Here is a 22926-nt window from a genome sequence, read left to right as displayed (position 1 = left end):
GCGCTATCGCAGGGTGAGCTGGCGGCCCACCAGGCCGTCGCGGGCGCGCCGCTCGGCCGAGGACAGCGGCTCGCTGGCGGCCTTGACCTCGGCGTAGCGCTCCACGAGCTCGGCCAGCGGCGCCTCGCACTCCTTGGCGGACGCGCCCGAGGGCAGGTCCCACACCGGAACCAGTAGCCCGCCGGTGCGGAACATCCCGGCGAACTTGGAGTCCGGCATCAGGGTGAGCGCCTCGGCGGCCCGCAACCGGGCCAGCGCGGCCAGGGCGGTGTCCTCGTCGTCGGGCAGCACCACCCGCAGGTGGGAGCGCTCGGGCGTCTGGCACCAGTAGGCGGCGTCGGCGGTCTCGACCCGTTGCGACGGATAGATGGACGCGTTGGCGCGTTCCATGCTGGCCCGGATCTGCGGGTCGTCGGTGTCGGCGTCGTCGGCCAGCCAGAAGTCGAAGGTGTCGTGAATGGACACCTCGAGCGCGTCGTTGTCGATCAGGTCCTGCAGCCGCGGCCCCGGTCCGGGGCGCGCGGGCACCGCCACCGGCTGGCCGGGCTCGCTGGCCAGCGCGGCCAGCAGCGAGGCGGCCACGTCGCGGCTGGCGTCGCCCGACTGGAACTGGCGCTGCATGGCGACGAACACCCGCCCGTCGGTGCGGCTCATCGCGGGCCAGGCCAGCGGAAGCACGGTGGCCAGTGTGATCTCGCGGTCGTCGACCTGCTCGGCGTATTCGGCCTTCAGCCGCAGCGGAGCGGTGGCCGAGGGCAGCAGCTCGCGCATCGCGACCCAGTCGGCTTCGTTCGGAAGACCGGAGAACGGCCGGGGGACGAACACGTCCCTGGTCTTCGGTTTTTGTGTCTCCGCGCCGGTCGCGCGGTGTTGCTTGCGTCGCTTACTCACAACTCGACAGCCTACGGCCCTTCGACGAGGGGTTCGGGCGTGCCCAGTAGCCTCGCCCACACGGTGCGCCCCACCGACTCCTCGCGCACCCCCCATTGCGAGGCCAGGGCCGACACGATGACCAGGCCCCGGCCGTCGACGGCCTCGGGGTCGAGGCTGCGCACCGTGGGCCGGGTGGTGGCCCCGCCGTCGGTGACCTCGAACTCCACGACGTCGTCGCGGATGTGACAGTGGACGGACAGGTCGCCGTCGGGAAGCGGGGTGGCGTGCCGCACGGCGTTGCAGATCAGCTCGGTGGCCACGGCGTTGAGGTCGGCGAGGCGGCCGGAACCGATGTCGCCGACGACATTGGCCAACCAGCGACGGACGGCGGCGGCGCTGCGGGCATGATGCGGCACCCGCGTCTGCCATGACGCGGGGCTGTTGACCATTGTGTGCATGGCCGTGCCCTCCCAGTCGCACGCGGATACGCCGCAGGTGATGCTGATCCGCCGAACAGCTTGCAGATCCGTCTAGAAGATACCGCTGTTCCGCCAATCCGGCATATGGGTGAACCGCGTGGCCGATCCCCCGTCAACCGGAATATGGGTGAATTATTGATCGGCCTGACATGGGGATCGCTTACCTGCCCAGGGTTTCCAGCGCCATCGCCGGATCGTCGGTGATGATCGCGTCGGCTCCGGCCTCGGCCACGTAGCGAACATCACCAGGCGTGTTGCAGGTCCACACGAAGACCCGCTGGCCCGCGGCGTGCGCCCGCTCGATGAGCCGGGGCCGGGCCCGCAGCACGTCGATGCGGGGACCGAGGATCCCGGCGCCCCGCGGCGGGCCCGCGACGGGGTATTCGAAGAGCCACACCAGCGGCACGTCGGCGTCCAGCTCCCGGTAGCGGGTGACGGCCGCGCGCGCGAAGGACATCACCACGACGTCCACTGTGGGGTATTCGGATAGCGCCTTGTGCAGCGCGTGCTCCACCTGGGCGCCGAAACGGGACGGGTGCTTGGCCTCGATCAGCATGGTGACCTGCCGCGGCGCCTCGCTCACCAGGCGCAGCAGGGTGTCGAAGGGGAGGATCTGGTGGTGCTCGCCCTCGCGCGGGTGGTGGCCCGAGAAGTTGAACTTGAGCAGCTCGTCGAGGGTGAGCTCGGAGATGGCGCCCTTGCCGTCGCTGGTGCGGCCGATGGTGCGGTCGTGGTGGCAGACCAGGTGACCGTCCTTGGTGAGCCGGACGTCGCACTCGATCGCGTCGGCGCCCACCTCGACGGCGCGGGTGTAGGCGGCCAGGCTCTGTTCGGGTAGGTCGACGTTCGCACCGCGATGCGCGACCACCATGGGATGCGGCATGACACGAGAGTCTATGGCCTCCGATTGGCGATGCGACCGCGCTGTGGCGCCCGCCGCACCGCGAGGTCGCGCGGTGGGGCAGCATGGGCCGTCATGAAGCGACAAGACCTCGAGGCGCTGCTCGCGGCGGTGGCCGCGGGGGAACGCGACCCCGAAACCGCGGCGCGGGAGTTGACCGACGGCGTTTTCGCGGGCGGGCCCGGCTTCGCCGACCTGGGTTTCGCGAAGGTGGACACGCATCGGCCGCTGCGCACCGGCGAGCCCGAGGTGGTCTACGGCGCGGGAAAGACGGTGCCGCAGGTGGTCGAGATCGTGTCGCGGCTGCGCGCCGCCCACCCCGACCATCCCGTGCTGGTAACCCGGGCCTCGGAAGCGGCCCGTTCCGCGCTGCGCGGCGAGTTCGCCGAGGTGGCTGTCGAGGAGACTGCCCGCATGGTCGCGGTCGGCGCGCTGCCCGAACCGGGCGCCGCGACGATCGCGGTGCTGTGCGCGGGAACCTCGGATCTTCCCGTGGCCGCCGAGGCCGCCTTCACCGCCCGCGCCCACGGGGCGATCGTGGAGTCGGTGTCGGACGTCGGCGTGGCGGGGTTGCACCGGCTGCTGGCTCACCGCGAAACCCTGTCCCGCGCCGACTGCGTGATCGTGGTGGCGGGAATGGACGGCGCGCTGCCGTCGGTGGTGGGCGGCCTGGTCGACGCGCCGCTGATCGCGGTGCCCACATCGGTGGGTTACGGCGCGGCCTTCGGCGGCCTCGCTCCACTGTTGACGATGCTGAACTCCTGCGCCCCGGGGGTCTCCGTGGTCAACATCGACAACGGCTTCGGGGCGGCGGTATGCGCCGCGCGGATCGTACGCAGGGTGGGGTCAGGCGGCGGGGCCGAGTAGGTCCCACTTGTTGCCCGCGATGTCGCGGAACACGACGACCTGGCCGTACGGCTCGGTTCGGGGCGCGCCGAGGAATTCGACGCCCGCGTCCCGCATCCGCCGGTAGTGGGCGTCGAAGTCGTCCACTCGCAGGAAGAAGCCGACGCGCCCGGCGTGTTGATCGCCGACGAGCGCCCGCTGTCGCTCCCCGTCGGCCCTGGCCAGCAGGAAACCGGTCTGGGCCTCGGGCGGACGAACCACCACCCACCGTTTCGGACGCCCGTCGTTGGTCACCGACGGCGAGTCCTCGGCCAGCTCGAACCCCAGAACGTCCACAAAGAATTCGATGGCGGGGTCGTAGTCTTCGACGACGATGGCGACGAGCGCGATATGCATGCGCCACAACCTACCCGTGCGGGATCACGGCGACGGTCGGATCCGCAGGCCGTCGAAGATGATGCCCAGCGTGCGCTGTTGAAGGTCGGCGTCCCAGCCCGCCGACACCGCCGCCTGGCAGGTGCTCAGCAGCAGGGCGAGCACCTCCTCGGCGCCGACGTCGCGTCGCACCGCGCCCGCGTCGCGGGCCTTGGCCAGCAGCTGCTCGATGGTGGATCTCCACAGCCGCAGGGGTTTGTCGGCCTGGAGGTCGGCGCCCGATTCGCCGAGCAGCCGCACGATGGTCCGCATGGAGGAGGCGCGGGCGACCATGTCGGTGAAGAACGCGAAGAAGGCGGTGGCGGGGTCGCCGTCGGTGACCAGGGCCTCGATCTGGGCGGTGAGCTCCTCGACGTCGCGCACTACGATGGCGCGCAACAGGTCGCCCTTGGTGGGGAAGTGGCGGAAGACCGTCCCGATGCCGACGCCCGCGGCGCGGGCTACGTCCTGTGTGGAGGCTTCGGTGCCGCGGGCGTTGAAGACCTCGGCGGCGGCGTCGAGGATCCGCGCGCGGTTGCGGCGGGCGTCGGCGCGCGCGGGCTGGGCGGGCACGGCGGGCTCCTCTCGTGGGTTGACAAACGGAGCGATGACTCCGTATAGTTCATGCGGAGTCGCGACTCCGATTCTAGTTCGGTGGACGGCGCCCGCGCGGGCGCCGTCCGACCCAAGAAGAGGAGTCCATGATGTCGGAAGTGACAACCCTTGCCCCCGTGGAGGTGTGGAAACGCTGCGTCCGCGCGGCGATGAACGGGGAGGTGACCGCGCAGACCGCCTTCTACCACGAAGACGGGGTGCTGGAGTTCCCGTTCCTGCTGGCCGACGGGGTGCCGAACCGCTTCGAGGGCCGCGAGGCCATCGGGCGGGTCTTCGCCACCCTGCAGGCGAAGGTCGAGCGGATCGGCACCAGCGTCGACGAGGAGACGTCCTCGCTGGTGGTGCACGAGACCACCGACCCCGAGGTGATCATCGCCGAGATCGAGCTGTCCGTTGAGGTCGGCGGGGTCTCGCGGGCCTCCCGCTATATCCAGGTGGTGCGGGTGCGCGACGGCAAGATCGCCTCGATGCGGGACTACTTCGCGGGAGGCGTCGACGGCATCGTGACGGATGCCCTGAGCGAGTAGACCGCGAATCGGTGGGGCAACTCACCTCCATCCCGCACGGTCGACGGCGGCCCGTCGCCGATAATTGCCGTTCGGGTCGTCGCGTGCCGGATGGAGGTGAGCCATGACGATCGGTTGGCTCGACTGTGGTGCGGGCGCCTCGGGCGACATGTTCCTCGGCGCCCTGGTGTCGGCGGGCGTGCCCATCGAGGTGCTGCGCGCCAGCGTCGCGGCGCTGGACGTCGAACCCATCGGGCTCGCGGTGTCGGAGGTGTCCCGCCACGGGCTCGCCGCGACCAAGGTGGACGTCGAGATCGGCGAGTCCACCGTCGATCGGCGCTTCACCGCCATCCGCGAGCTCATCGCCGCCGCCCGCCTGCCGCGGGCCGTGCGCGACACGGCGATCGACGTGTTCACGCGGCTCGGCGCGGCCGAGGGATCCGTCCACAATCTACCGCTGGAGGACGTCCACTTCCACGAGGTCGGCGCCCTCGACTCGCTGGCCGACGTCGTGGCCACCTGCGCGGGGTTCCATTGGCTCGCCGAGAATCGCGGACTGTCCACGGTGGTGTCCTCGGCGGTGACCTGCGGCGGCGGCGTCACCCGCGGCGCCCACGGCGGCATCCCGCTGCCCGCCCCCGCCACGCTGCTGGTCCTGGCCGCGGCGAAGGCCCCCGTGTCGGGCGAGGTGCCCTACGAGGCCTGCACCCCCACGGGCGCCGCCCTGATCGCCGGCTTCGCCTCCCGCTTCGGCCACCTGCCGCCCATGACGGTGGACACCATCGGCGTCGGGGCGGGCGGGCGCGACCCGTCGGAGCGGGCGAACCTGCTGCGCCTCGTGCTCGGGCAGCCCGGCGACGCACCGTCCCCGACGGCCACCATGCTCGAGGCCAACATCGACGACCTCGACCCCAGGGTGTGGCCGCAGGCTCTGTCGGCGCTGTTCGACGCGGGGGCCTCCGACGCCTGGCTGTCCCCCGTCCAGATGAAGAAGGGCCGCCCCGCCCACACCCTGCACGTCCTGTGCCGCGACTCTGCCGCCCAGCGGGTGCGCGCGGCGATCTTCGCCAACACCACCACCATCGGGCTGCGCGCGTACCAGGTGGACAAGTTCGCGCTGGACCGCGAATCCTCCACGGTGGAGGTGGAGGGTCAGCGCGTCGGCGTGAAGCTGGCCCGCCACGACGGCCGCCTGGTCAACGTCTCGGTCGAGAACGACGACGTCGTCGCCGCCGCCTCCGCCCTGGGGCAACCCGTGAAGGTGGTGTACGCCAAGGCATCGGCCCTGGCCGCCCGACACTATGAGGACGCATGAACTGGGTTCCGCTGCTGGCGACCCTCGGCCTGATCTTCGTCGCCGAGCTGCCCGACAAGACCATGATGGCCACGCTGGTGCTGTCCAGCCGCTACCGCCCCGCGCCCGTGATGGTCGGGGTGTCGGCGGCCTTCGCCCTGCAATCGGTGATCGCCGTGGCCGCGGGCGGGCTGCTCGGTCTGCTGCCGCACTGGGTGGTGGTGTCGGCGGTGGCGATCCTGTTCGGACTCGGCGCGGTGCTGCTGTTCCGCGAGAGCCTGTCGCACGACCACGGCGACGAGGCGGCAGGACCCCAACGCCGCCAAGGGTTCTGGCCGACCGCGCTGACCAGCTTCGGCGTGCTGTTCGCCGCCGAGTGGGGCGACGCCTCGCAGCTGGCCACCGCGGCGCTGGCGGCGAAGTACCACGCCCCCGTCATGGTCTTCGTCGGCGCCACCGCCGCCCTGATCGCGGTGGCGGGACTGGCGGTCGCACTGGGCCGCGTGGTCGTGAAGGTCGTCCCGCTGCGCTGGATTCAGCGCGGTGCCGCGGTCCTGTTCGCGGTCTTCGCCGCGCTGGCCGTCGTGGAACTCATCCGGACGGTGTGACCGTCACCAGGCGCCCGGTGACCCGGGCGCGGCGAAACCGCCCTGCGGCGGGGGAGTGCGCAGCGCGCGGTAGAACTGGTTGACGGAGCGCTGCGCGATCAGGGTCACCGCCGCGATCGCGGCGAGGCCCGCGCAGAAGCCGAACAGCACCGCGAGGTCCACCTGCCACAGTGGAAAGTGTTCGGAGACGTCGTAGTCGGTGCCGTTGCGGGCGTTCTCCTGGTCGATGGCAGCGGTGATCGCGGTGCGGAAGATGAGAATGTATCCGCTGCAACACATGTGATAGGCGATGGTGATTCCGCCCGCGATCCACATCATGATGCGCCCGCCGTTGAGCCGCCGCAGCGCCAGCACCCCGCCGATCGCCAGCGCCACCGCGATCAACCCGCTGATCACCACCACGGTTATCAGCATCACCTTGGCGCCGTTGAGAGAATCCTGGCTCTGGGCGTCCTGCGCGACATCGGCGGGGATCAGGGCGATCAGCGAGTTGTAGACGCTGATCCAGAAGTAGCCCTCGACCAGCGCGAACAGCACGCTGCCGAAACCCGCGAACACCCCGGCGTACAGCGGCGTGGGCGTCTGCGGCACCTGCGATTCGGGCACGGTGAACATGGGCCACACCCTACTGCCGCGCCCCGCCTCCCCGGTCGTCACCGTGAGCGTCGAGCGGCGCGAGACCACGGATCAGGCCCTAACCTGGAGGGGTCATGTACGTGCACCGGGCGCCGCGATCGCCGATCCTGGCGCCGTTCGTCGAGGCGATCTGGTACGTCGACCAGCCCCCGTCGAGCGGCCGCGAACGCGTGCTGCCCAACGCGACCGCCGCCCTGATCGTCAACCTGGCCCGCGACCAGATCCACTCCTTCGACGGTGGGCGCGAACGCCGCTTCGGCGGCGCCATCGTGCACGGCGCCACCTCGCGCCCCACCCTCATCGACGCCTCCGAGACCCACCACGTCATCGGCGCGACCTTCCGCCCCGGCGGCTCGGTGCCGTTCCTCCCGGTGCCCGGCGGCGAGCTCCGCGATGGCCTGATCGGCCTCGACGACCTGTGGCGACGCGAGGGCGCCGTCCTGCGCGAGCGCCTCCTCGAGGCCGACGGCGCCGCCGCCCGCGTCGGCCTCTTCGAGGACCTCCTCGCCGCCCGCGCCCTCGGCACCGCCACGGACCCCGCCGTCACCTACGCCGTCGCCGCCCTGTCCCGCGGACTCCCCGTCGCCGCTGTCACCGACCGCCTCGGCCTCCTCCCGGGCCGCTTCGCCCGCCGCTTCGGCGACCGCGTCGGCGTCACCCCCAAGCTCTACGCCCGCCTCCTCCGCTTCCAGCGCACCCTGCGCGCCCTCAACCGCCCCCACTCCCAGCTCGCCCGCGTCGCCGCCGACCAGGGCTTCTACGACCAGGCGCACATGGCCCACGAATTCCGGACCTTCAGCGGAGCCAGCCCGTCGGCCTACCGCCCCGTCTCCCCCGACGCCCACAATCACGTCCGCGATTGATCATTTTTTACAAGCCCGCCCGACCCCGACCATTCAGGATGGGGCCATGACTGATTTCTCGATCACCGCCATCACGGCCCGCCTCGCGGTCTCCGACGCCGACCGCGCCATCGCCTTCTACGCCCGGGCCTTCGACGCGGTCGAGGTCTCCCGCTTCGCCTACGACGGCGCCATCGCCCACGCCGAACTCCGCATCGGCGACATCGTCATCGACCTCAAGGACGCCGACGAGGTCGACAGGTCCCCCGACGACCTGGGCGGCACCCCCGTCATCATGTCCATCGCCACCACCGACGTCGACGCCCTCGCCGACCGCCTGAGCGACGCGGGCGCCACGGTCCTGTTCCCCGTCAGCGACTCCGACTACGGCCTGCGCGACGGCCGCTTCCGCGACCCCTTCGGCCACCACTGGCACATCCACCAACCCATCGACGCCGAATAATCCCCGCCGCGCGCCGCGGACATCGCTTAGATTGCGCCCCATGGGTTTGCTGGAGTCCATGCACGGGTCATCGCACCGCGACGCGACGGCGCGCCTGCTCGCCGACGGCTGGAGTGCCTGCGGCATCGGGGATTGGGCCACCGTGTGGCGCTCGCCCGATGGCGAGCGGGTGGCGCGGATCAGTCCCTTCGAACCCGCCTACGAGGTGTTCGTGAGGCTGTGCCGTCGCCTCGCGGGGCACCCCCTGCTGCCCCGCGTCCACTTCGACGCGCCGCTGGCGGGCGGCGGGCGCGTGACGGTGCTGGAGTTTCTCCTGCCCACCGAGCCGCCCGAGGCCGCCGCGGTGTGGCAACGCTGGGACGCCGCGGCGCCGCACGATCCCGTCACCGAGGTCCGCCGCGAGGCCGAGCTTCTCCACGCCGAGGCCGCCGAGGCGATCCCGTTCTGGGGCGGGATCGACCACAACCCGAGCAACGTCATGAAGAGCGCCGCCGACGACGTCACGTTCGTCGACCTGTTCTATGTCGAGGGCAGGGAGCTGTACCGAGCGCTGCGGGAGGACCCCGAACGGATCGCCCGCGATTTCCCGCCGCATCAACGCGAGTACATCTGCGACATCGCGGCCATCGCACGCATGACGACCCCGCGGGAGCTGGCCGAGCTGCGAAAGTCGGCCGGCCTCGCGTGAGTCAGTCCTCGGCGCGCGACACCGACAGGGAGTTGCCGTCCGCCGACACGCTCACCGACACCGTGTCGCCGTCGCGGACCTTGGCCGCGAGCAGGTCGCGGGCCAGGGGGTCGCCGATGGCGCTTTGGACGAGGCGCCGCAGCGGGCGGGCGCCGTAGACGGGGTCGAAGCCGCGGTCGGCGAGCCAGCCGCGGGCGGCGTCGTCGACGTCGAGGTGGAGGCGGCGGTCGGCGAGGCGGTCGGCCAGGCGGCCGAGCTGGACGTCGACTATGGACTTCAGCTGCTCGCCCGACAGCGCGTCGAACACCACGATGTCGTCCAGGCGGTTGAGGAACTCGGGCTTGAAGTGGGCGCGGACGCTGGCCAGGACCGCGTCGGTGCGCTGTTCGGGCGACAGGGTCGGGTCGGTGATCGACGTGGAGCCCAGATTGGACGTCATGATCAGGATGGTGTTGCGGAAGTCGACCGTGCGGCCCTGGCCGTCGGTGAGGCGGCCGTCGTCCAGCACCTGGAGCAGGGTGTCGAAGACGCCGGGGTGGGCCTTTTCCACCTCGTCGAGCAGCACCACCGAGTAGGGGCGGCGGCGCACCGCCTCGGTGAGCTGGCCGCCCTCCTCGTAACCGACGTAGCCGGGGGGCGCGCCGACCAGGCGGGCCACCGAGTGCCGCTCGGAGTATTCGCTCATGTCGATGCGGACCATGGCGCGCTCGTCGTCGAACAGGAAGGCCGCCAGGGCCTTGGCGAGCTCGGTCTTGCCGACGCCCGTGGGGCCGCAGAACAGGAAGGAGCCCGTGGGGCGGTTCTCGTCGGCGATGCCCGCGCGGGCGCGGCGCACCGCGTCGGAGACCTCGCGCACCGCCGCGTCCTGGCCGACGACCCGCTTGCCGAGCTCGTCCTCCATGCGCAGCAGCTTGGCGGTCTCGGCCTCCAGCAGTCGGCCCGCGGGAATGCCCGTCCACGCCGACACCACCTCGGCGATGTCGTCGCTTTCGACCTCCTCCTTGAGCATGGCGCCCGAGGTCTGGAGCTTCAGCAGCTCGGACTCGGCGGTGGCGAGATCGCGTTCCAGCTCGGGGATGCGGCCGTAGCGCAGCTCGGAGGCGGCGGCGAGGTCGGAGTCGCGCTCGGCGCGGTCGGCCTGGCCGCGCAGCTGCTCCAGCTCCTCCTTGGTCTGGGAGATCGCGGTGATGTGGTCCTTCTCGGTGGACCAGCGCTGCGAGATCGCGGTGAGCTCCTCGCGGCGGTCGGCCAGTTCGCGGCGCAGCCGCTCCAGGCGCTCCCGCGAGGCGGGGTCGTCCTCCTTGGCCAGCGCCATCTCCTCGATCTCGAGGCGCTTGACGGCGCGCTCGATCTCGTCGACCTCGACGGGTCGCGAGTCGATCTCCATGCGCAGGCGGCTGGCGGCCTCGTCGATCAGGTCGATGGCCTTGTCGGGAAGGAAACGGTCGGTGATGTAACGGTCTGAAAGGGACGCCGCGGCCACCAGGGCGCCGTCGGTGATGCGCACGCCGTGGTGCACCTCGTAGCGTTCCTTGAGCCCGCGCAGGATGCCGACGGTGTCGGTGATGGACGGCTCGCCCACCAGCACGGGCTGGAAGCGGCGCTCCAGGGCCGGGTCCTTCTCGATGTGCTGGCGGTATTCGTCCAAGGTGGTGGCGCCGACCATGCGGAGCTCGCCGCGGGCCAGCATCGGTTTCAGCATGTTGGACGCGTCCATCGAGCCCTCGGACTTGCCCGCGCCCACCATGGTGTGCAGCTCGTCCAGGAAGGTGATGATCTGGCCGTCGGAGCCCTTGATCTCCTCGAGCACGCCCTTGAGGCGCTCCTCGAACTGGCCGCGGTACTGGGCCCCGGCGACCATCGCGCCCAGGTCCAGCGACACCACGCGGCGGTCGCGCAGCGACTCGGGGACGTCACCGGCGACGATCCGCTGGGCCAGGCCCTCGGCGATCGCGGTCTTGCCGACCCCGGGCTCGCCGATCAGGACGGGGTTGTTCTTGGTGCGGCGCGACAGCACCTGGATCACGCGCCGGATCTCGGTGTCGCGACCGATCACCGGGTCCACCCGTCCCTCGCGGGCGGCCTCGGTGAGGTCGATGCCGTACTTGTCCAGGGCCTTGTAGCTGCCCTCGGGGTCGGCGGAGGTGACCTTGCGGTCGCCGCCGCGGATGGTGGGGAACGCCTCGACCAGGGTCTTCTCGGTGGCGCCCGCGGCCTGCAGCGCCTCGCCGCAGGGCCCGCCGACCTGCGCCAGCCCGGCCAGCAGGTGCTCGGTCGACACGTAGTCGTCGCCCCCGGCCGCGGCGAGGCGGTCGGCGCCGTTGATGGCGTTGAGCAGCTCGCGCGACATGGAGGGTTCGGCCATGGACGAGCCGCGGGCGCTGGGCAGCGCCTTCAGGCCCTCCTCGGCGGTGGCGAGCAGGGCGTTGGGATCGGCGCCCACCGCGCGCAGCAGCGCCGGGGCGGTGGAGCCGTCGCCGCGCAGCAGCGCGGACAGCAGGTGCCACGACTCGACCGTGGCGTGCCCGGACTGCGCGGCGTCCGCCGCGGCCGCGGAGATCACCTCGCGGCTCTTGGTGGTCAACCGATCAACGTTCAAAGGTGCCTCCCGTGGTGGCTCGTCAATTCTCGAAAGTTGAGTCTATTACGCTCAACCCTGGGATGCCAGCCCGATTGACACAGCCCTCACCGAAGCCTATTCATAGCCGTACGAGTTCCAGTTGTTCAGCACGCGTTGCTGGATCTCGGCGGGCCAGCCGTTGGCGAAGCTGCCCTTGACCGGCCGTTGGCCCTCAGGGTGCAGCTCGGCGAGCAGGCAATTGTGGATGACCTTGCCGGCGCGGTAGCTGTGCTGCTCCTGTTCGTCGAGGTACACCGACAAAGCGGCGGTGGGTTCGGCCGGGAAGTGGACCTCGCCGTGTTCGGGGTGGGTGCGGGTGGCGAAGGCCCACACGACCTCGTCGACGTTGGTGATGTCGATGTCGTCCTCGACCAGCAGCACCTTCGGCACGCCGAACCCGGCCTTGCCCGCGAAGATGATGTCGCCGATCCGCTGCGCCAGTTCTCGGGACTGGATGTTCAGCGTCTCGCGCCAGTCCCGCCGGACCGAGACGATCAGCCAGTGCAGGGCCGACTCGTAGGAAAACCACGTCGAGGCGACGGGGAGGCCGGCTTCGCGCAGCTGGTAGAGGATCTCGGCGGCGTGCATGGTGCCGGTGCCGGTGTGGTCCTCCTCCACCGGCGGGCCGGCGGCCACCACCGGCAGGATGGCGTCGTCGCGATACGTGACGGCGCTGACCCTGAACAGCGGCTTGGGTGAGGCGTCGACGGCGATGTAGCCCGGATACTCGTTCATGGGTCCCTCCATCGCCTCGTCCTCGAACGCGATGTGGCCCTCGATGACGATCTCGGAGGTGGCGGGCACCATCAGGTCCACGGTCTCGGCGGGCACGACCTCCAGTCCCTCGCCGAACAGCGCGCCCAGGAAATGGCTCTCGTCCGCGTTCTCCGGCAGCGGCATCGCCCCGACGTAGGGCAGACCCGGCTCGACGCCGAGCGCGAGCGCGATCGGCATCGGTTTGCCGATCTTGCCCCACTGGGCTCGGATGATCCCCAGGTGCTGCGGGCCGGGTATCAGGCAGGCCAGGGTGTCCCTGCCCGCGATCATCATGCGGTTGATCGACCAGTTGGTCCACGACCCGTCGGGGGTCTTGGCGATGTTCATCCCGTAGGTCTGGATGTACCGACCGCCGTCGTTGCCGTGGATCAGTGGAGTGGGGAAGGCCAGCAAGTCGATGTCGTCGCCGCGCACGATGTTCTGCTTGCACGGCGCGCCCTCGCTGGCCACGGCTACCGGGGGGATGCCCGGTTTCGAGCGGGCGGCGACGATCGCCTCCACGATGTCCTGTCCGGACGCGGTGGGCGGAAGCCCCAGGGCCAGGGCGACCCGGGCCAGGCGGCGGCCGGGGCCGCCGAGCCCGCCCGGTGCGCCCAGTACGCGGAAGCGGGTGTCGGTGTAGCCGGTGATGTTGGTGAACAGCGGCGCCGGTGCCGTCAGGTCGTAGCCGCGGCGGATGATGGCGCCGATTTCCAGCCTCCAGTCGACCTCGGTGTCGACCCGCTGGATCTCGCCGATGGTGTCGAGCTCGTCGATGAATTCCCGCAGGGAACGTAGATGATTCATGTCGGTCTCTCTCAAGGGTTTCGGGATGGCTCGGGTTCCTCGCCCCAGCGGGGCACGGAGTCGATGTCGACGCCCACCAGGTCGAGCGCGCGGGCGGCGGTGTGCGTGATGAGGGCGTCGAGGCTGTCGGGACGCTGGTACCAGGCGGGAACGGGCGGCATGATGATCCCGCCGGATTCGGTCACCGTGGTCATGGCGCGCAGGTGCCCGAGTGCCAGCGGGGTCTCGCGCACCATCAGCACCAGGCGGCGGCGTTCCTTGAGCGTGACGTCGGCCGCTCGCGTGAGTGCGTTGTCGCCGTTGCCGTACGCGATCGCCGACAGCGTCCGGGAGGAGCACGGGGCGACGATCATCCCGTCGTGGCGATACGAGCCCGAGGCGATGGCCGCGCCGATGTCGGCCGGACGGTAGACCACATCGGCGAGCGCCGACAGCTGGCGGGCCGTCAGGTCGGTTTCGTGGGCCCGGGTCAGCTGTCCGGCGGGGGTGACGACCAGATGAGTCTCCGCGCCGGCCTCGCGTGCCAGCCGGAGCACCTCGACGCCGTAGGCGATCCCGGTGGCGCCGCTGATGCCCACCACCAGCCGCGTCGGACGGTTGGTGTTCAACGAAACACCCCGGGGTGGGCGGCCAGGAACTCGTCGAACGACCGGGCCGGACGCCTCAGCAGCGTGGGCACGGTGTCCGAGACCCGCGCGGCGAACCCGGACGCGTACATCCCGTACAGCTCGACCAGGCCGTCGACGCGCCACGTGTCCAGACCGGCGGCGAGCATGGCGTCTCGAGCCTGCTCGCCGGTCACGGCCCGGTACGTCACGGTCCGGTTCGCCGCCGCGCCGAGGGCTTCGGCGATCTCGCCGTGGGTGAGGGCGCGCGGGCCGGTGACCGGGTAGATCCGCCCGGCGTGGCCGTCGCTGGTCAGCACGTGCGCGGCGACCGCCGCGACGTCCCTGGCATCCACATAGGATACCGCGGCGTTCCCGGCGGGCAGCGCTATCCCGCCCGCCTTGACGGACGGTGCCATGCCCAGGAAGTTCTGGAAGAAGCCGTTGGGGGCCAGGACGGTCCAGTCCAGACCTGACGCCCGCAGGTGATCGAGCGCCCGGGCGTGCGCCGTCAGGAACCGCACGCCCTCGGGCCGTGCGTCGACACCGGCGGCGGCGTGCAGCACGATTCTGGGACGGGCATCGGACCGCGCGGCCGCGTCGATCACGTTGCGTTCGTGCGCGGCCATCTCGGGATGCACCGCCGCCAGCAGATAGATCGCGTCCACGGCCGCCACCGCGGCGTCCAGCGACGCCGGGTCGGCGAAGTCCGCGACGACGGGTCGCGTCTTGGCGTCCCACCGGGTCGATGCCGCTGCGACATCGCGCAGCATGGCCCGCACCGGCCGGTCTCGGGCCCGCAGCTCCTCGACCAGCAACGCACCGACGGTGCCGCTGGCACCGGTCACCAATATCATGGCTCCTACTCTCTGTGGATGGCGAGCGAAACAATACAATACAGTGTTGCATTGGAAGTAGAGGCATGAGCGGTCGACAAGGACGAGCGCGCGACGCCGGGATCGACGACCGTGTCCTGGCCGTGGCGGCCCGCAGTCTGGCGAGCAACGGGTACATAGCCATGTCCCTGGCGACCATCGCGGAGGAGGCCGGTACCACCCGCCAGGCCCTGTACCGGCGCTGGCCCCGCAAGGCCGACCTCGCCGCGGCCGTGATCAAGACCCTGGAGGAACGGGAACCTCACGGCGCGGAACTCGCCGACCCGTACTCCGCGCTGGTCGCCGAGCTCGCCGACTACCAGCGCGGGGTCTCGCAACCCGGGCGACTGTCGTTGGTGGGCACCATGCTCCAGGACACCACCGATCCCGACGTGCGCGCCCGTTACCGCGCCACGGTGGTCGCACCGCGACGCGGGCGCCTGAGCGACATCCTCGAGACCGCGCGACGGCTCGGGCACATCGATGCCGATGCCGACCTGGAGATCGCGTTGACCATGTGCACCGGCTGCTGGTACGGCCGCGAACTCGCGGGCGACCCCGCCCCGGAGCGCTGGCCCGAACGCACGGCCACCCTGATATGGCGCGCGCTCGGCGGGCGGACTCCCGACTGATGGTGGGCGGCTAGAGTACGGCAATGACCTCACCCACCGCCCTGGTCACCGGCGCCGGAAGGGGCATCGGGCGCGCGATCGCGGTGCGGCTTTCCCAACAGGGCCACCGGGTCGCGCTGACCGCGCGCAGCGCCGATCAGCTCGCCGCCGTCGCCGCCGACTGCCCCGGCGAGACCCTGGTGATTCCCGCCGACATCACCGACGCCGACTCCGCGCACCGGATCTTCGCCGCCGTCGAGGACGCCCTCGGTCCCGTGGACGTGCTGGTGCTCAACGCGGGCTCCGCCACCTCCGCCCCGCTGCCCCGCGTCACCGACGCCGACTGGTCCGCCCAGCTCGACGTCAACCTCACCGCGCCGTTTCGCTGCCTGCGCCGCGCCATACCGTCCATGAAGGAGCGCGGCTTCGGGCGGATCGTGGCCGTGGCGTCCATGGCCTCCAAGATCGGCGAGCCCTACATCGCGGCCTACACCGCCGCCAAGCACGGGCTGCTCGGGCTGGTGCGCTCCGCCGCCGCCGAGCTGGCCTCCACCGGCGTCACCGTCAACGCCGTGTGTCCGGGCTATGTGGACACGTCGATGACCGCGGCCTCCATCGCCGCCATCACCGACAAGACCGGGCGCTCGCCCGAGGCGGCCCGCGCCTTCCTCGACGCCAAACAGCCCATCGGGCGCCTCATCACCCCCGAGGAGGTGACCGACGCGATCATGTTGTGCGTCAACAACTCCGGCATCACCGGTCAGGGAATCAACGTCGACGGCGGGACGGTCCAGTCATGAACCGCTACCTCAACCCCGTGCAGCTCGCCCGGCCCTCGGGCTTCTCCCACGCGGTGGTCGCCGATCCGGGCCGCACCGTCTACCTAGCGGGCCAGACCGCGCTCAACGGCCACGGCGAGATCGTCGGCGTCGGCGACGTGGTCACCCAGTTCGCCCAGTGTCTGTCCAATTTGCTCACCGCGCTGAACGCGGCGGGCGGCCGCTCCGACAATCTGGTGTCGGTGCGCATCTACATGACCGACGTCGACGACTACAAGGCCCACGCCCGCGAGATCGGCGCGGTGTGGCGCCAGCTGGCGGGGCGCCGCTACCCGGCCACCGCCGGCATCGGCGTCGCCCGGCTCTGGGACGACGAGGCGCTGGTCGAGATCGAGGGCGTCGCCGTGATCCCCTACTCCGAGCGGTAATCGCCCGACAGCCGCACCTCGCCGCGGCCGTCCTCGATCTTTCCGGCCACCCACGAGTCGACGCCCCGGGCGGTCAGCAGCGCCATGGTGCGGTCTACCTGGTCGCCGGGCACCACCGCGGCCATGCCCATGCCCATGTTGAAGGTGCGCTCCATCTCGGCGGCGGGCACCTTTCCCATGCGCGCCACCAGATCGAACACCGGCTGCGGCTTCCAGCTGGCGCGGTCGATGACCGCGTCCAGGTCGGGCGGCAGGATGCGGACGATGTTGCCCGGGACGCCGCCGCCGGTGATGTGCGCGAAGGAATGCACCTCGCACTCGGCGATGATGGCCAGGCAGTCGCGGGCGTAGATCTTGGTCGGCGTCAGCAGCTCCTCGCCGAGGGTGCGCTGCCGGCCGAACTCCGGCACCACCGTGTCCAGCGACATGCCCTGCTCGCCGAGCAGGACGTGACGCACCAGCGAGAAACCGTTGGAGTGCAGGCCCGACGAGGCCATGCCGATGACCACGTCGCCGGCCACCACCTTGTCGGGGCCGAGCTGGTCGTCGGCCTCCACGACGCCGACCCCGGTGGCCGACACGTCGTACTCGTTGGCCTCCAACACGCCCGGGTGCTCGGCGATCTCGCCGCCGATCAGCGCGCAGCCCGCGTAGCGGCAGCCGTCGGTGATCCCGGCCCCGATGTCGACGATGCGCTCGGGAATCACCTTGCCGCAGGCGATGTAGTCCAGCAGGAACAGCGGCTCGGCCCCGCACACCACCAGGTCGTCCACCACCATGGCCACCAGGTCGATGCCCACCGTGTCGTGGATGCCCATCCGCTGGGCGATCACCAGCTTGGTGCCGACCCCGTCGGTCGACGACGCCAACAGCGGCTGCCGATACTTCTGGGTGTCCAGCGCGAACAGGCCCGCGAAGCCGCCGATGCCGCCCACGACCTCGGGCCGGGTCGCCTTGCGGATCTTGGACTTCAGGCCCTCGACGGCGCGATCACCGGCCTCGATGTCCACGCCGGCATCCTTATAGGACGGCGCCCGCCAGGGGGTGATCTTGCGTTCGGTCGTCATGCGCTGGCATCTTCCTTCGCGACGGTGTCGCCCGCATCGGTGCCGGAGCGCCGATCCAGACCTTCCAGGAGGTGCTTGCCGATCACGTCGCCCTCGGGCAGGCCGATCGGGTACTCGCCGTTGAAACACGCCTGGCACAGCCGGGTGGCGGGCTGCTCGGTCGCCGAGACCAGCCCCTCCAACGAGACGTAGCCCAGCGAGTCGGCGCCGATCGAGCGCCGGATTCCCTCGATGTCCAGGTTGTCGGCGATCAGCTCGGCCTTGGTGGCGAAGTCGATGCCGTAGAAGCAGGGCCATTTCACCGGCGGGGAGGAGATCCGCACGTGCACCTCCACCGCGCCCGCCTCGCGCAGCATCCGCACCTGGGCGCGCTGGGTGTTGCCGCGCACGATCGAGTCGTCCACCACGACGATGCGCTTGCCGCGCACCTTGTCCCGGATCGGGTTGAGCTTCAGCTGGATGCCGACCTGCCGCAGCGTCTGAGACGGTTGGATGAAGGTGCGGCCCACGTATGAATTCTTGGTGAAGCCCAGCCCGAAGGGGATCCCCGACTCGTCGGCGTAGCCGATCGCCGCGGGCACCCCCGACTCCGGCACCGGGATCACCAGGTCGGCCTCGGCGGGGTACTCCCGCGCCAGGTTTCGTCCAATGTCGACGCGGGTCGAGTAGATGCCCCGCCCGGAGATGGTGGAGTCGGGGCGGGCCAGGTACACGTATTCGAACAGGCAGCCCTTGGGTTCGGGGTTGGCGAAGCGCGCGCTGCGCAGCCCGTGCTCGTCGATGGCGATCAGCTCGCCGGGCTCCACCTCGCGCACCGTGGACGCGCCGACGGTGTCCAGGGCAGCGGTCTCGCTGGCCACCACCCAACCCCGCTCCAGGCGGCCCAGCACCAGCGGGCGCACCCCGGCCGCGTCGCGCGCGGCGTACAGCGTGTTGTCGTCCATGAATACGAAGCTGAAGGCGCCGCGCAGCCGCGGCAGCACCCGCAGGGACGCGGCCTCCACCGATTCGTCCGGATAGGACGTCAGCAGCGCGGTGACCAGCGCGGTGTCGGAGGTGGTGCCCTCGGTGTCGATGCCCAGCGACGCGCACTCGGCGGCCAGCTCGGCGGTGTTGGTGAGGTTCCCGTTGTGCCCCAAGGCGATCGTGGTCCCGGTGGACGTGGATCGCAGGGTGGGCTGGGCGTTTTCCCAGGTGGGTGACCCCGTGGTGGAGTAGCGGGCGTGACCGATGGCCAGGTGCCCGGTGAGCGGCGCCAGGGTGGGTTCGTCGAAGACCTGGGCCACCAGCCCGAGATCCTTGAAGACGGTGACGGCCGCCCCGTCCGACACCGCGATGCCCGCGGCCTCCTGCCCGCGATGCTGCAACGCGTACAGGCCGAAATAGGTCAACTTGGCGACTTCGTCCCCCGGCGCCCACACCCCGAAGACACCGCATTCGTCCTTGGGAGCGGAGTCGTCACCGTGTTCGAGGTCGTGGGTGAGCCGCCCGTCACCTCGGGCCACTGGAAACTCCTTGAGAGTGTTGGATGTGCGTCGGCGAACCGCGTCGCCTTCGCGAGCCTGTATGGGCATCTTATAGGGCCGATGGGCAACGCGCGCCACCCGAACTAGCCCTTTCGGGCAAGGCAGGGGGCGTCCCGGCGGAGTTTCGGCGTCCCTTTGGCGAAGATCACCACGAATGCGGGCGGTCGTCGTCGTCCTCGCGGTAGTGCCGGCCGCCGGGCTGCCGCGGCGCGGGGTCGCGGTACTGGTCGGCCGGGCCGTAGCCGTACTGATCCTGCTGGCCGCCGCGGTACTGCTGCTGGTCCTGGCCGCCTCCGCCGTACGGGTCCGGCGCCCCGCCGCGATAGGGGTCCTGGCCGCCCGCGCCCGGCGCGTACGGGTCGGGCGCTCCGCCGCGGTACGGCTCCTGCGGGGCGACGTACGGCTCTTGCGGGGCGACGTACTGGTCCTGCGGCGCGCCGCGGTATTGCTCCTGGCCGGGTTCGCGGTACTGGTCGGCCGATCCGTATCCGTACTGGTCCTGCGACGGCGGCGACTGATATCCCTGGTACCCGCCACCGGACCGCGGTTCGGGCGTCGCCGCTCCGTACATCTGCGTCGCCCCCGAGGTGGGCGCGGACGGATACATCTGGGTGGCCCCCGAGGTCGGCGCCTCGGGCTGGGCGGCGGGGTACCGCTGCGTCGCGCCCGAGACGGGCTCGGCGTGCGGATTCACCATCTCGGTGGGGCGCTGATCCCCATACGCGGGGCCGAATCCCGACGCCGCGGGGCCGGCGCCCGGGCCGCCCGGGTTGCTGCCGTAGCGCGCCAGCTCGTCGTCGTCGTACAGCGGACCATTGTGGATCATGGTCGGCGAGTCCATGCCGGGACGCCGGGACGCCGCGTCGTACACGCCCAGCTGCCCGGTCTGGGTGGCGGTGGGACGGTGGATCGGCGCGATGTTCGCGTCGAGGTCCTCGTCCTCCTCTTCCTCGTCGTCCTTGCCGCGGCGCAGCAGCATGACGATCGCCACGATGCCGCCGATCACCAGCAGCGTGCCGAGAATCACGATGATCCAACCCGTGGCGCCCAGCCCCGGGTCGCTGACGTTCGGCTGCGAGGAGTTCGCCGCCTTGGTCGTCGGGTCGTCCTTGTGGGAGGCCTTCTTCTCGAACGGGACCTCGATCGGGCTGTTGCTGCCGGTGCTGATCGGAACCGTGTCGCTGTAGGTCGTGTACCCGCTCTTCTTGACCTCGATCTTGCCCTGGCCCTCGGCGAAGTGCTCCTCGATGGTGAACTTGCCCTTGTCGTCGGTGTTCCTGGGACCGTGCTTCTTCTGTTCCCCGTCCCAGATCGTGACCTGGGCGTCCTTCACGGGCTTCTTCTTGAGGTCCAGGACCGTGCCGGTGATCTGGTTGGTGCCCGACTCGCCGCCGACGATGCTCAGCGCCGTCGTGGTCGTCCCCGCGTTCGGCCCGGCGACCGTGGCGGTGATGGTGCCGGCGACCGTGTCGCCCTCGGCGAGGTCGGTGCCGTCCTTCGGGGTGATCGTGACCGGGACCGACTTGGCCTCCCCGGGCCGCAGGTGCTTACAGGTCACCGAGGCGCCGCTGGCCTGGGCGCAGTTTCCCTTGTCCACCTTGATGTCGACGTAGTCGGCCTTGTCGCTGGACACGTCGACCTTGACGTCCTTGGCGTCCTGCATGGCCCCGAAGTTGAGGTTGACGGTCGCGGGCCCCTTGCCCGTGGTGACCGAGACGTTCGGGTTGTCGAACTGCAGGGCGATGTCGGAGGCGAACGCCGGGGCCGGGAAGCCGACGGCGACGATCAACACGGCCGCCACCGTGGCAAGCCCGCCGACCACGGCGCTGACGGACCGGTGGCCGGACCGGAATCTTTGCGGCGTTGGGGATGTCACGACTCAATGCTCCTTGACGCACGGGCGGCACGGGCACGCACCAGCCGCGTCTTTATCCGACGTCGCCACTATGCCTTGCCTTTGACACGCCCCGCCAGTGCGGGGGTCGTGTCGCGCCGATTTGTCCGCAAATCGTTACGGAGAACGCGGAGTATCGTGACGGCGTGTCCGCCGTCACCGATCCCGAGTCCATTCCCGCGGCGATCGCCGCCCTCGACACCCCCGACGGCCCGCCCCGGGACCTGCAACGCGACGCGGTGCGCGCCCTGTTGGCGCGCCTGGCCGGCAACGCCCCCGGCAAGTCGGTGGAGGTGCGGGTGCCGCCGTTCGGCGCCGTCCAGTGCGTGGACGGCCCGCGCCACACCCGCGGCACGCCGCCCAACGTCGTCGAGTGCGACCCGCTCACCTTTCTGGCGCTGGCGGCGGGGCGTCTGGCCTTCGCCGACGCGGTGGCCGACGGGCGGGTCCGCGCCAGCGGCGTGCGCGCCGACCTCACCGACCTGCTGCCCTTGGCGTGACGCCGCGGGCACCTGTTAGGCTTACCGGCGCTTCTCGCGCGGCGTTACCCCGTGAACCTCCCCAGGGCCGGAAGGCAGCAAGGATAAGCGGGCTCTGGCGGGTGCGCGAGAAGCCCTTTTTGTGCCCCCATACACTTCTGCCGTGCGAGTTCTGCTCATCGGCACGGGAGGGCGCGAACACGCCCTGGCGGCTTCGCTGGCCGCCGACCCGGCCGTCTCCCAGCTCATTTGTGCCCCAGGCAATCCCGGAATGGCGTCGCTCGCCGAGTGCCGCCCGGTCGACACCGGCGACCCCGACGAGATCGCGGCCCTGGCCGTCGACGTCGCCGCCGACCTGGTGGTGGTGGGGCCCGAGGCCCCGCTGGTGGTCGGCGCCGCCGACGCGGTGCGTGCCAAGGGGATCGCCTGCTTCGGCCCCTCGGGCCGGGCCGCCGCCATCGAGGGCTCCAAGACCTTCGCCAAGGACGTGATGGACGCCGCGGGCGTGCCGACCGCGCGCGCGGCCACGTGTTCCGATCCGGCGTCCGTGGCCGTGGCCCTGGACCGCTTCGGCCCGCCCTACGTCGTCAAGGACGACGGGCTGGCCGCGGGCAAGGGGGTCGTGGTCACCGAGGATCGCGCCGAGGCCCTGGCCCACGCGGCGCGCTGCGGCACCGTGGTGGTCGAGGAGTTCCTCGACGGCCCCGAGGTGTCGCTGTTCGTGATCAGCGACGGCCACACCGCCGTGCCGCTGCTGCCCGCCCAGGATTTCAAGCGGGTGGGCGAGGGCGGCACCGGGCCCAACACCGGGGGCATGGGCGCGTACACACCCCTGCCGTGGGCCGACGCCGGCCTCGTCGACACCGTGATGTCGACGGTGGCCGAGCCGACGCTGGCCGAGCTGGCGCGGCGCGGCGCCCCCTTCATCGGTGTTCTCTACTGTGGACTCGCGTTGACCTCCGAGGGGCCCCGGGTCATCGAGTTCAATTGCCGCTTCGGCGATCCCGAGATTCAGGCGGTGCTGGCGCTGCTGGAGACCCCGCTGGCGGGGCTGCTGAACGCGGCGGCGCGCGGCGAGCTCGACGCGTTCGGAGCGCCGCGCTGGAAACCCGGGGCGGCGGTGTGCGTCGTGATCGCGTCGCAGGGGTACCCGACCCGCGCCGCGGCTCGACGGCCCGTCACCGGCGCGGACGCGCCCGGGGTGCTGCACGCGGGCACCGCCACCGACGCCGACGGCACGCTGGTGTCGGCGGGCGGACGGGTTCTCAACTGCGTGGCCTCCGGCGCGGACATCGCGGAGGCAAGGCGCGCGGC

The 22926-nt window shown here is 71.1% G+C and carries 25 protein-coding genes and 1 other RNA gene; 13 read left to right on the top strand and 13 right to left on the bottom strand.

All coding sequences use genetic code 11. The features are described 5' to 3' along the window. Nucleotides 1-3 precede the first annotated feature (3 nt). From VE172_RS03220 to VE172_RS03210, 3 genes are all read right to left on the bottom strand, one after another. A complete protein-coding gene (locus VE172_RS03220) occupies nucleotides 4-891 on the bottom strand; it encodes a DUF5926 family protein (protein WP_324797082.1) in 888 nt (295 codons plus the stop codon). An 11-nt stretch (nucleotides 892-902) separates the two neighbouring features. Beyond that, nucleotides 903-1331, bottom strand: coding sequence for an ATP-binding protein (locus VE172_RS03215; RefSeq protein ID WP_324797079.1), 429 nt, complete (start codon nucleotides 1329-1331; stop codon nucleotides 903-905). Between the two features lie 181 nt (nucleotides 1332-1512). Further along, a complete protein-coding gene (locus VE172_RS03210; RefSeq protein WP_324797077.1) occupies nucleotides 1513-2235 on the bottom strand; it encodes a glycerophosphodiester phosphodiesterase in 723 nt (240 codons plus the stop codon). A 93-nt stretch (nucleotides 2236-2328) separates the two neighbouring features. Here VE172_RS03210 and larB point away from each other — a divergent pair, with 93 nt between their 5' ends. After that, nucleotides 2329-3120 carry a nickel pincer cofactor biosynthesis protein LarB gene (gene larB, locus VE172_RS03205; protein WP_324797074.1) on the top strand — a complete coding sequence of 264 codons (792 nt, stop codon included), beginning with the start codon at nucleotides 2329-2331 and terminating at the stop codon, nucleotides 3118-3120. Here larB and VE172_RS03200 read toward each other — a convergent pair. Both VE172_RS03200 and VE172_RS03195 read right to left on the bottom strand, forming a co-directional pair. Beyond that, nucleotides 3100-3495, bottom strand: a complete 396-nt coding sequence (locus VE172_RS03200) for a VOC family protein (RefSeq protein ID WP_324797071.1) — start codon at nucleotides 3493-3495, stop codon at nucleotides 3100-3102. The two genes, larB and VE172_RS03200, sit on opposite strands and share 21 nt — an antisense overlap. A gap of 24 nt (nucleotides 3496-3519) precedes the next feature. Continuing rightward, nucleotides 3520-4086 (bottom strand): TetR/AcrR family transcriptional regulator, encoded by a 567-nt coding sequence (locus VE172_RS03195; RefSeq protein ID WP_324797067.1) that lies wholly within the window; start codon nucleotides 4084-4086, stop codon nucleotides 3520-3522. Nucleotides 4087-4217: 131 nt separating this feature from the next. Here VE172_RS03195 and VE172_RS03190 point away from each other — a divergent pair, with 131 nt between their 5' ends. The 3 genes from VE172_RS03190 to VE172_RS03180 all read left to right on the top strand — a co-directional run bounded on the left by VE172_RS03190 (nucleotide 4218) and on the right by VE172_RS03180 (nucleotide 6536). Next, the gene (locus VE172_RS03190; protein WP_324797064.1) at nucleotides 4218-4655 is read left to right on the top strand and encodes a nuclear transport factor 2 family protein; all 438 of its coding nucleotides are present in this window, start codon (nucleotides 4218-4220) and stop codon (nucleotides 4653-4655) included. 103 nt (nucleotides 4656-4758) lie between these two features. Further along, nucleotides 4759-5949 (top strand): nickel pincer cofactor biosynthesis protein LarC, encoded by a 1191-nt coding sequence (gene larC / locus VE172_RS03185; protein WP_324797061.1) that lies wholly within the window; start codon nucleotides 4759-4761, stop codon nucleotides 5947-5949. Next, the gene (locus VE172_RS03180; RefSeq protein ID WP_324797058.1) at nucleotides 5946-6536 is read left to right on the top strand and encodes a TMEM165/GDT1 family protein; all 591 of its coding nucleotides are present in this window, start codon (nucleotides 5946-5948) and stop codon (nucleotides 6534-6536) included. The genes larC and VE172_RS03180 overlap by 4 nt, the downstream gene beginning before the upstream one ends. Before the next feature lie 3 nt (nucleotides 6537-6539). Here VE172_RS03180 and VE172_RS03175 read toward each other — a convergent pair whose 3' ends face one another. Then, on the bottom strand, nucleotides 6540-7151 hold the full coding sequence (locus tag VE172_RS03175; protein WP_324797056.1) for a hypothetical protein: 612 nt from the start codon (nucleotides 7149-7151) through the stop codon (nucleotides 6540-6542). Nucleotides 7152-7246: 95 nt separating this feature from the next. Between VE172_RS03175 and VE172_RS03170 the strand changes: the two genes are divergently transcribed. From VE172_RS03170 to VE172_RS03160, 3 genes are read left to right on the top strand one after another with little or no spacing between them, the layout of a single operon-like run. Next, on the top strand, nucleotides 7247-8035 hold the full coding sequence (locus VE172_RS03170) for a helix-turn-helix domain-containing protein (RefSeq protein ID WP_324797054.1): 789 nt from the start codon (nucleotides 7247-7249) through the stop codon (nucleotides 8033-8035). Nucleotides 8036-8081: 46 nt separating this feature from the next. Further along, a complete protein-coding gene (locus VE172_RS03165; RefSeq protein ID WP_324797050.1) occupies nucleotides 8082-8477 on the top strand; it encodes a VOC family protein in 396 nt (131 codons plus the stop codon). 40 nt (nucleotides 8478-8517) lie between these two features. Further along, complete coding sequence (locus VE172_RS03160) at nucleotides 8518-9165, top strand: hypothetical protein (RefSeq protein ID WP_324797047.1); 648 nt, start codon at nucleotides 8518-8520, stop codon at nucleotides 9163-9165. A gap of 1 nt (nucleotide 9166) precedes the next feature. On the opposite strand, the gene clpB is transcribed toward VE172_RS03160, so the two are convergent. From clpB to VE172_RS03140, 4 genes are all read right to left on the bottom strand, one after another. Further along, nucleotides 9167-11764 carry an ATP-dependent chaperone ClpB gene (clpB, locus tag VE172_RS03155; protein WP_324797044.1) on the bottom strand — a complete coding sequence of 866 codons (2598 nt, stop codon included), beginning with the start codon at nucleotides 11762-11764 and terminating at the stop codon, nucleotides 9167-9169. 96 nt (nucleotides 11765-11860) lie between these two features. Further along, nucleotides 11861-13348: a UbiD family decarboxylase gene (locus VE172_RS03150; RefSeq protein WP_324797041.1), complete on the bottom strand. Its 1488-nt coding sequence runs from the start codon at nucleotides 13346-13348 to the stop codon at nucleotides 11861-11863. Between the two features lie 11 nt (nucleotides 13349-13359). Continuing rightward, a complete protein-coding gene (locus VE172_RS03145) occupies nucleotides 13360-13956 on the bottom strand; it encodes a UbiX family flavin prenyltransferase (RefSeq protein WP_324797039.1) in 597 nt (198 codons plus the stop codon). Next, complete coding sequence (locus VE172_RS03140) at nucleotides 13953-14810, bottom strand: NAD(P)H-binding protein (RefSeq protein ID WP_324797036.1); 858 nt, start codon at nucleotides 14808-14810, stop codon at nucleotides 13953-13955. The genes VE172_RS03145 and VE172_RS03140 overlap by 4 nt, the downstream gene beginning before the upstream one ends. A 65-nt stretch (nucleotides 14811-14875) precedes the next feature. Here VE172_RS03140 and VE172_RS03135 point away from each other — a divergent pair, with 65 nt between their 5' ends. Genes VE172_RS03135 through VE172_RS03125 form a run of 3 tightly spaced genes read left to right on the top strand, consistent with a single transcriptional unit; the run spans nucleotide 14876 to nucleotide 16646 of the window. Next, nucleotides 14876-15460, top strand: coding sequence for a TetR/AcrR family transcriptional regulator (locus VE172_RS03135; protein WP_324797034.1), 585 nt, complete (start codon nucleotides 14876-14878; stop codon nucleotides 15458-15460). 23 nt (nucleotides 15461-15483) lie between these two features. Then, nucleotides 15484-16239 carry an SDR family NAD(P)-dependent oxidoreductase gene (locus VE172_RS03130; protein WP_324797032.1) on the top strand — a complete coding sequence of 252 codons (756 nt, stop codon included), beginning with the start codon at nucleotides 15484-15486 and terminating at the stop codon, nucleotides 16237-16239. Then, a complete protein-coding gene (locus tag VE172_RS03125) occupies nucleotides 16236-16646 on the top strand; it encodes a RidA family protein (protein ID WP_324797029.1) in 411 nt (136 codons plus the stop codon). Before VE172_RS03130 ends, VE172_RS03125 begins: the two co-directional genes overlap by 4 nt. On the opposite strand, the gene purM is transcribed toward VE172_RS03125, so the two are convergent. From purM to VE172_RS03110, 3 genes are all read right to left on the bottom strand, one after another. After that, nucleotides 16631-17713, bottom strand: coding sequence for a phosphoribosylformylglycinamidine cyclo-ligase (gene purM / locus VE172_RS03120; protein WP_324797025.1), 1083 nt, complete (start codon nucleotides 17711-17713; stop codon nucleotides 16631-16633). The genes VE172_RS03125 and purM overlap by 16 nt on opposite strands. Next, nucleotides 17710-19218 (bottom strand): amidophosphoribosyltransferase, encoded by a 1509-nt coding sequence (purF, locus tag VE172_RS03115; protein ID WP_324797022.1) that lies wholly within the window; start codon nucleotides 19216-19218, stop codon nucleotides 17710-17712. The genes purM and purF overlap by 4 nt, the downstream gene beginning before the upstream one ends. 166 nt (nucleotides 19219-19384) lie before the next feature. Beyond that, nucleotides 19385-21115: a carboxypeptidase regulatory-like domain-containing protein gene (locus VE172_RS03110; protein WP_324797019.1), complete on the bottom strand. Its 1731-nt coding sequence runs from the start codon at nucleotides 21113-21115 to the stop codon at nucleotides 19385-19387. A 191-nt stretch (nucleotides 21116-21306) separates the two neighbouring features. Between VE172_RS03110 and VE172_RS03105 the strand changes: the two genes are divergently transcribed. From VE172_RS03105 to purD, 3 genes are all read left to right on the top strand, one after another. Next, nucleotides 21307-21633, top strand: coding sequence for a sterol carrier family protein (locus VE172_RS03105; RefSeq protein ID WP_349258233.1), 327 nt, complete (start codon nucleotides 21307-21309; stop codon nucleotides 21631-21633). 26 nt (nucleotides 21634-21659) lie between these two features. Then, nucleotides 21660-21753, top strand: an RNA gene (gene ffs, locus VE172_RS03100) — signal recognition particle sRNA small type. A 22-nt stretch (nucleotides 21754-21775) separates the two neighbouring features. After that, a partial coding sequence (gene purD / locus VE172_RS03095) for a phosphoribosylamine--glycine ligase (protein ID WP_324797013.1) occupies nucleotides 21776-22926 on the top strand: 1151 nt, incomplete at its 3' end.

Source organism: Stackebrandtia sp., from assembly GCF_035643755.1.
Lineage (GTDB): Bacteria > Actinomycetota > Actinomycetes > Mycobacteriales > Micromonosporaceae > Stackebrandtia.
This window is presented reverse-complemented; position numbering and strand designations above follow the sequence as displayed.